The organism is Halalkalibacter alkalisediminis (assembly GCF_028610705.1).
GTDB lineage: Bacteria > Bacillota > Bacilli > Bacillales > Bacillaceae_D > Halalkalibacter > Halalkalibacter alkalisediminis.
In genome coordinates, this window is record NZ_JAQQWT010000073.1 from 1 (window position 1) to 6617 (window position 6617).

5 protein-coding genes are annotated in these 6617 nt (G+C 36.9%); 3 read left to right on the forward strand and 2 right to left on the reverse strand.

The genetic code is table 11. The features are described 5' to 3' along the window. Positions 1-440 precede the first annotated feature (440 nt). Together PQ474_RS25420 and recQ are read right to left on the reverse strand one after the other, a co-directional pair. Positions 441-1289: a DegV family protein gene (locus tag PQ474_RS25420; protein WP_273848371.1), complete on the reverse strand. Its 849-nt coding sequence runs from the start codon at positions 1287-1289 to the stop codon at positions 441-443. 120 nt (positions 1290-1409) lie between these two features. After that, positions 1410-3524, reverse strand: a complete 2115-nt coding sequence (gene recQ, locus PQ474_RS25425; protein WP_273848372.1) for a DNA helicase RecQ — start codon at positions 3522-3524, stop codon at positions 1410-1412. Positions 3525-3598: 74 nt separating this feature from the next. Here recQ and PQ474_RS25430 point away from each other — a divergent pair, with 74 nt between their 5' ends. The 3 genes from PQ474_RS25430 (at position 3599) to PQ474_RS25440 (ending at position 6557) form a co-directional block, all read left to right on the forward strand. Further along, positions 3599-3862, forward strand: a complete 264-nt coding sequence (locus PQ474_RS25430; protein WP_273848373.1) for a hypothetical protein — start codon at positions 3599-3601, stop codon at positions 3860-3862. A gap of 151 nt (positions 3863-4013) precedes the next feature. Next, positions 4014-5606, forward strand: a complete 1593-nt coding sequence (locus tag PQ474_RS25435; RefSeq protein ID WP_273848374.1) for an ABC-F family ATP-binding cassette domain-containing protein — start codon at positions 4014-4016, stop codon at positions 5604-5606. Positions 5607-5750: 144 nt separating this feature from the next. Beyond that, the gene (locus PQ474_RS25440) at positions 5751-6557 is read left to right on the forward strand and encodes a DMT family transporter (RefSeq protein ID WP_273848375.1); all 807 of its coding nucleotides are present in this window, start codon (positions 5751-5753) and stop codon (positions 6555-6557) included. Positions 6558-6617: the final 60 nt, after the last annotated feature.

Consider the following 6617-nt stretch of genomic DNA (forward strand, 5'->3'; position numbering starts at 1 on the left):
CTTCGGACACCTCGTATCATACCAAGGGGCTCTTTTTTTGTTCAACCCTCAAATTACTTCATTACAGGAATGCTCCTTATTTTCTTTTAATTTTATTCGTCGCTCATGTAAGCGATTCCTTTTTTTATTTTGACGAATATTATAGAATTTTATTGAAATAGTAAACTAAGACAGGAGGTTCTGCTGATGGAAACGATGAGAATTTTGCAATATGCCTGTACCATACTTGGCACAGGATGTTTAATTTTTACATATGTACAAATGGCTAAAAAAAGCAAAAAAGAGAGTGACTAATTATTGATGTCACTCTCGCCCTTCATTTCCTGAGCATGGAATGGTATTAAATTCTCTATGTAATGTCAAAGCATTTTGAGTACCTATTGTTTTAAGTTCTCTTTTAATAGGATGTCCATTTGCATAATGACAAACAAAGAGATGCCCTATTCTTTATCTGTATAATACATTAACGCAACCGCACCAGGACCTGTATGCGTACTAATAACAGGGGAAGTTTCTGTAATGGTTACCGGAATATCTTTAACTTGTTGAAGAGTGTCTTTTAATTTATTTGCTAATCCTTCTGCTTCCACTTGAGCAATCCCTATCGCTCTAACCTTCATACCGGCGGTTTCTTTAAGGAACTGTTTTTTATAGTATTCAATCATTTGCATATGTGTACGAACTTTACTTACCGGTGTGTATACACCGTCAGCAAGAGACGCAATTGGTTTTATTTTTAAAAGAGAGCCTAACAATGCCTTCCCACGACCGATACGACCGCCTTTAACAAGATACTCTAATGTATCCACCATTAGATAAAGAGATGAATGATTTCTCACTTCATCAAGGCGGCTTACTATTTCATTAACTGTATGACCTTTTTGAGCCATTTCTGCTGCTTCTATAACTTGGAAACTCATCGCATGAGAAATGAACTTTGAGTTTACAACGGTCACGTTTTCACCAACTAAGTCAGCTCCAGCTTGGGCCGAATTAACCGTTCCACTCATTCCTTCAGTTAAATGAATAGATATAATATGTGTTGTGTCTGGCTCGTCCAAAATTCGACGGTATGTCTCTTCAAAGGAGCCAGCAGACGGTTGAGAACTTTTAGGTAATTCTTCAGATGATGTTAACATCTGAACAAACTCTTTCTTCGAAATGTCTATTCCATCTAAGTATGTCTTTCCACCAACCGAAATCGATAAAGGAACAATCTCAATTCCATACTTCTCAACAATATCATTAGATAAATCACTTGTTGAATCTGTTACAATTTTAATTGTCATACCTACATTCCCCTTTTAAATACAAAATCCTGTTTATTTTTATCTAAAACCCTTATTGTTTCTAGTTCGGAGTTCATCTATATGATCATAACACAGTTGTATGCTACGTGAAATTGTAACCTACTTTCCCAAAGTAAAGCGAATGTCTTGATAGGTAATGTGTTCGGGCAACACCTCTTTAATCGGTTTAAGAAATTCCGTTCCTACCTCATCTGCCGCCTGTATGATCATTTCTCGGTCTTCCTCTTTGACATACTGTTGTAAATTTAACTCGACCCCTTCTTGCTGAGCTTTAAGCAAATGCTTAACAATTGTTTGCTCTGAAAGGGATAAGGTCTCAGCGAGGTTGGAAATGCTCTCACCTTTCTGAAAGAGCGTAGCTGTTTCTAAAAATTGTCCTTTTTTTGTCCTTTTTCCTTTTCTTGGAGGTTCAAATTCTATAACACTCCGTTGTTTATCTTTATACTGCTTTAAAACCTCTAAGAAAGCTTGTCCATACTTTTCTAGTTTCTGTTCTCCAACTCCTGAAACAGTAGAGAGCTCCTCTTGGGTTAAAGGAATCAGGCTACTCATTTCTTTCAATGTTTTATCAGAAAAAATCATGTACGGTGGAATCCGACTCTCAGTTGAAATTTCCTTTCTCAATTCTCTTAATGCTTCAAACACATCATCATTCTCTTCTCTTTGAACCGTCGTCACCGTTTCTGTTACAAATACTTCTTGCTCCCCCATTAATACTTGAACGGCTTTTTCTGTTAACTGAATCGTCGGATACGTAGTTCCCATTGGCGCTAAGTAGTCTTCAGCCATTAAAATATCAATAAATTCAGCTACATCCTTTTGAGACCAAGTTTTTAAGAGACCGTAAGTAGTTACGTCCGTTAATTGTAATTGCTTTAATTTTTGATTGGCAGAACCGACTAAGATCTGAGAAATAATCGTTTTTCCAAAGCGCTCTCTTGTTCTTTTAACTGTAGAGAAGACCATCTGAGCCTCTCGCGTTTTATTTACTTTCTCACCAGTATGAACACAATTTGAACATTTGCCACACGTCTTATTTGTATCATCACCAAAATAGTGTAAAATATATTGTTGCAAACAGCGTTCTGTATGGCAAAATGCAGTCATTTGTTGCAATTTTTTGTATTCCATTTCTTGCCGTATCGCGTTTCGATCCGATTGCTCAATGAGAAACGCTTGAGTGCGGACATCTTGTAGGCTAAACAACAAGACACATTCGCTAGGCTCCCCGTCTCTTCCCGCTCTTCCAGCTTCCTGATAATACGCTTCTACTGTTCTTGGTAAATTATAATGAATAACAAATCGAACATTTGATTTATCAATGCCCATTCCAAATGCATTTGTAGCTATAATTAGATCCACTTTATCATGAATAAAAGCCTCTTGACTTAAAGAGCGCTCCTGCTCATTCATTCCCCCGTGATAGGCTACCACACTCACTCCACTTTCAGATAAGTGTTGAAAAATTTGTTCAACCTCTTTGCGAGTTGATGCATATATAATTCCAGATTCTTTTTTCTTTGAAGTGATATACGAGTCAATAAACTTCTTTTTATTTATCCCCTTTTTCACTTTAAACGTTAAGTTTGTTCGCTCGAAGCCAGTCGAGATCACTTGACGTTCGTTTATATGTAAAAAATTCTGCAAATCTTTACATACTTCCGGTGTCGCTGTTGCCGTCAACGCAAGTATCGTTGGGTTTTGTGATAGGTGTTCAAGCCATGTGGCTATAGTTAGATAACTTGGCCTAAAATCATGCCCCCACTGCGACATACAATGGGCCTCATCTATTGCAATTAAAGAGAGATTGATCCGACTAAGTAACTGTTGAAACTGATACTGGTCCAGTCTCTCTGGGGCTACATAAATTAATTTATAGTACCCTTCTTCAATACGGTTCTGCCTCTGTCTCTCTTCAGAAGCAGATAACGTACTATTAAGGTAAGTGGCAGGAACGTTTAATTCCGTTAAAGCATCAACTTGGTCCTTCATAAGAGAAATTAAAGGAGAGACTACTAATGTGACACCTGGTAAAACAAGTGCAGGGATTTGGTAGCAAAGTGACTTTCCTCCCCCAGTCGGCATGATTCCAATTGTATCCGTGCCATTTAAAATTTGCTCAATAATCGTACGTTGACCCTCTCTAAATGAATCATAGCCGTAAATGGATTTAAGCTTCTCTTGTGCTAGTTGGAGTCTATTATTGCGATCCATCTGGATACCCCCTTTTTGAATGAGAAAACTCTACTTGGACACCTTAAAAATAATAATATTGATGAGGTGATGTCATGAACATGACGTTAAAACAAAAAAACACAATCTGTTTAGTCATTGTTTCTTTAATTATGTTAGCCCCATTATTGATCACTTTGGTAACAGGAGTTCGATTTGTATCAGCTATTCGATTGTTTCCACTTGATTTTTCCCTTTATTTTGCGGTGCTATTGGGCGCCATAATCGTAAATTACTCAATGAAATCGACAAAGTTGTTAACCGTCACTATGTTAGCAACAGTTGGAGGGCTTGCCGTATACTTCTTTTGGTTTATATAAATCCTTCATTATCGTAACATGCAGGTTAAAAACGGTCGAGTTTTCACTTTTTTTTTGCAAAAACCTAAAAAATCTGTTAGAAAACTAGCCCCATGTCTACAATGAATGGTATAATTCATTCGATTATGGACATTTGGAGGCATACATAAATATGATTACTGTTTCGAACGTTGGTTTACAATATGGAGATCGCAAATTATTTGATGAGGTTAATATTAAATTCACACCTGGTAACTGCTATGGTTTAATTGGAGCAAATGGTGCAGGGAAATCTACTTTCATTAAAATTTTATCAGGTGACATTGAACCTCAACAAGGTGATGTTCACATGAAGCCAGGGCAACGACTCGCTGTATTAAAGCAAAATCACTTTGAGTATGAAGAACACGAAGTTCTAAAGACTGTAATTATGGGACATGCCCGTCTTTATGGAGTCATGCAAGAAAAGGACGCCATTTATATGAAAGAAGAATTCTCAGATGAAGACGGTATTAAGGCGGCCGAGCTTGAAGGAGAATTCGCTGAAATGAATGGGTGGGAAGCAGAATCTGAAGCTGCTATTTTATTGAAAGGACTTGGTATTTCAGAAGATCTTCACTCGAAGAAATTAGCTGATTTAACAGGATCTGAAAAAGTTAAGGTCCTTCTTGCTCAAGCTCTTTTTGGTGAACCTGACGTTCTGCTATTAGATGAGCCTACTAACCACTTAGATATAAAAGCAATTGAATGGCTTGAAGAATTCTTAATTAATTTTGAGAATACGGTTATTGTGGTATCCCATGACCGTCACTTCCTTAATAAAGTATGTACGCACATTGCAGACTTAGATTTTGGTAAAATTCAGATATACGTAGGGAACTATGATTTTTGGTACGAGTCAAGTCAACTTGCACAGAAAATGGCAAGTGACCAAAATAAGAAAAAAGAAGAGAAAATTAAAGAGTTACAAGCGTTTATTGCTCGTTTTAGTGCAAATGCTTCAAAATCGAAACAAGCGACTTCACGTAAAAAGTTACTCGATAAAATTGAATTAGATGATATTCGTCCATCTTCACGTAAATATCCATATGTGCATTTTACACCCGAACGTGAAATCGGCAATGATGTGCTTCGTGTTGAAGGAATTACGAAGACGATTGATGGAGAAAAAGTTCTTAATAATGTAAGCTTTACATTGAATAAAGATGATAAAATTACATTAGTTGGTGAAAATGAAATTGCAAAAACGACTCTTTTCAAGATCTTAACTGGTGAGATGGAACCAGATAGTGGTTCCTACAAATGGGGAATTACTACAACTCAAGCTTATTTCCCTAAAGATAATTCAGAGTTCTTTGAAGGCTGCGATTTGAGCTTAGTTGACTGGTTACGCCAATACTCTCCTCAAGATGATAGTGACACCTTCCTACGTGGCTTCTTAGGTCGTATGCTCTTTTCTGGTGAAGAAGTAAAGAAAAAAGCAAACGTTCTGTCTGGCGGAGAAAAAGTTCGTTGTATGCTTTCAAAAATGATGTTAAGTGGAGCAAATGTTCTTCTTCTTGATGAGCCTACTAACCACCTTGATTTAGAATCCATTACAGCTGTGAACAATGGATTAATTAACTACAAAGGTGCAATGATTTTTACTTCTCATGACCACCAATTTAATGAAACGATTGCTAATCGCGTCATCGAACTTACCAATGATGGAGTTATTGATAAACAAATGACTTATAACGAATATTTACAATCTGTAAAAAAATAAAACATTTAGCTGATCCGAGAGAATGAACTCCTCTTGGATCGGCGTTTTTTAAATTATTGCACTATTTTATTTTTTGCTGTTAATAGATGGAAGAAACATGATATAGTTATTGATATTATAATGAGTTAGGAGGCTTGTATCGGAATGTCTATAAAAACGGCATACATCTTGGCTATAGTAGGAGCTGCTTGTTGGGGACTAATTGGTCTGTTTGTTCAAAATTTATATGTGTATGGATTTACAGCTTGGGATGTTGTCGCCATTCGCTCGATATTTGCAGCTGTTATTTTACTTATCTATATGGCTCTCTTAAACCGTAGTGAATTGAGAATCAACTGGAAACACATCCCGTTTTTTATCGGATCAGGGATCATCAGTATTGTGTTTTTTAACTGGTGCTTTTTCACCGTCATGGAACAAGCTAACCTTTCATTAGCCGTCGTATTATTATATACAGGCCCTTTATTTGTAACGATTTTATCACGTATTTTTTTCAAAGAGTTGCTTACTGTTAGAAAAGTTATCGCTATTATCATTACATTATTTGGTTGTGCCTTTGTTGTCGGCTTCTTCCCTTCCATAAATACGGTTATAACCGCTTCCACCCTATTAGTCGGAATTGGGTCTGGGTTCTTTTACGCACTTTACAGTATTTTCGCTAAAGTAAGCAGTCGGTATTACGGTGCGTTAACGATAACAGGTTACACATACTTTTGTGCTGCCTTATTTATGATCACGACTAATCCTTTTGTGTCTAAACTTGATTTACTTTTAAACTGGTCTGTGTTTCTTAACAGCATAGGGCTAGCATTAATCCCAACGATCCTTGCCTTCTTACTTTACACGAAAGGCTTGAGTTACATCGAATCTAGTCGTGCATCCATCCTTTCCACCATTGAACCAGTTGTAGCGATTTGCGTAGGATTCTTATTCTGTAAGCCCGAACTATAGAAAAAATCCGCACCTAAGCGGTACGCATGACAAATAGCCGTATATCCTGATTTTTTTATC

Excerpts from the sequence above, each read along its gene's own strand:
- PQ474_RS25440 (WP_273848375.1), top strand. The coding sequence starts at position 5,751 with ATGTCTATAAAAACGGCATACATCTTGGCTATAGTAGGAGCTGCTTGT.
- PQ474_RS25430 (WP_273848373.1), top strand. The coding sequence starts at position 3,599 with ATGAACATGACGTTAAAACAAAAAAACACAATCTGTTTAGTCATTGTT.
- PQ474_RS25435 (WP_273848374.1), top strand. The coding sequence starts at position 4,014 with ATGATTACTGTTTCGAACGTTGGTTTACAATATGGAGATCGCAAATTA.
- recQ (WP_273848372.1), bottom strand. The coding sequence starts at position 3,524 with ATGGATCGCAATAATAGACTCCAACTAGCACAAGAGAAGCTTAAATCC.
- PQ474_RS25420 (WP_273848371.1), bottom strand. The coding sequence starts at position 1,289 with ATGACAATTAAAATTGTAACAGATTCAACAAGTGATTTATCTAATGAT.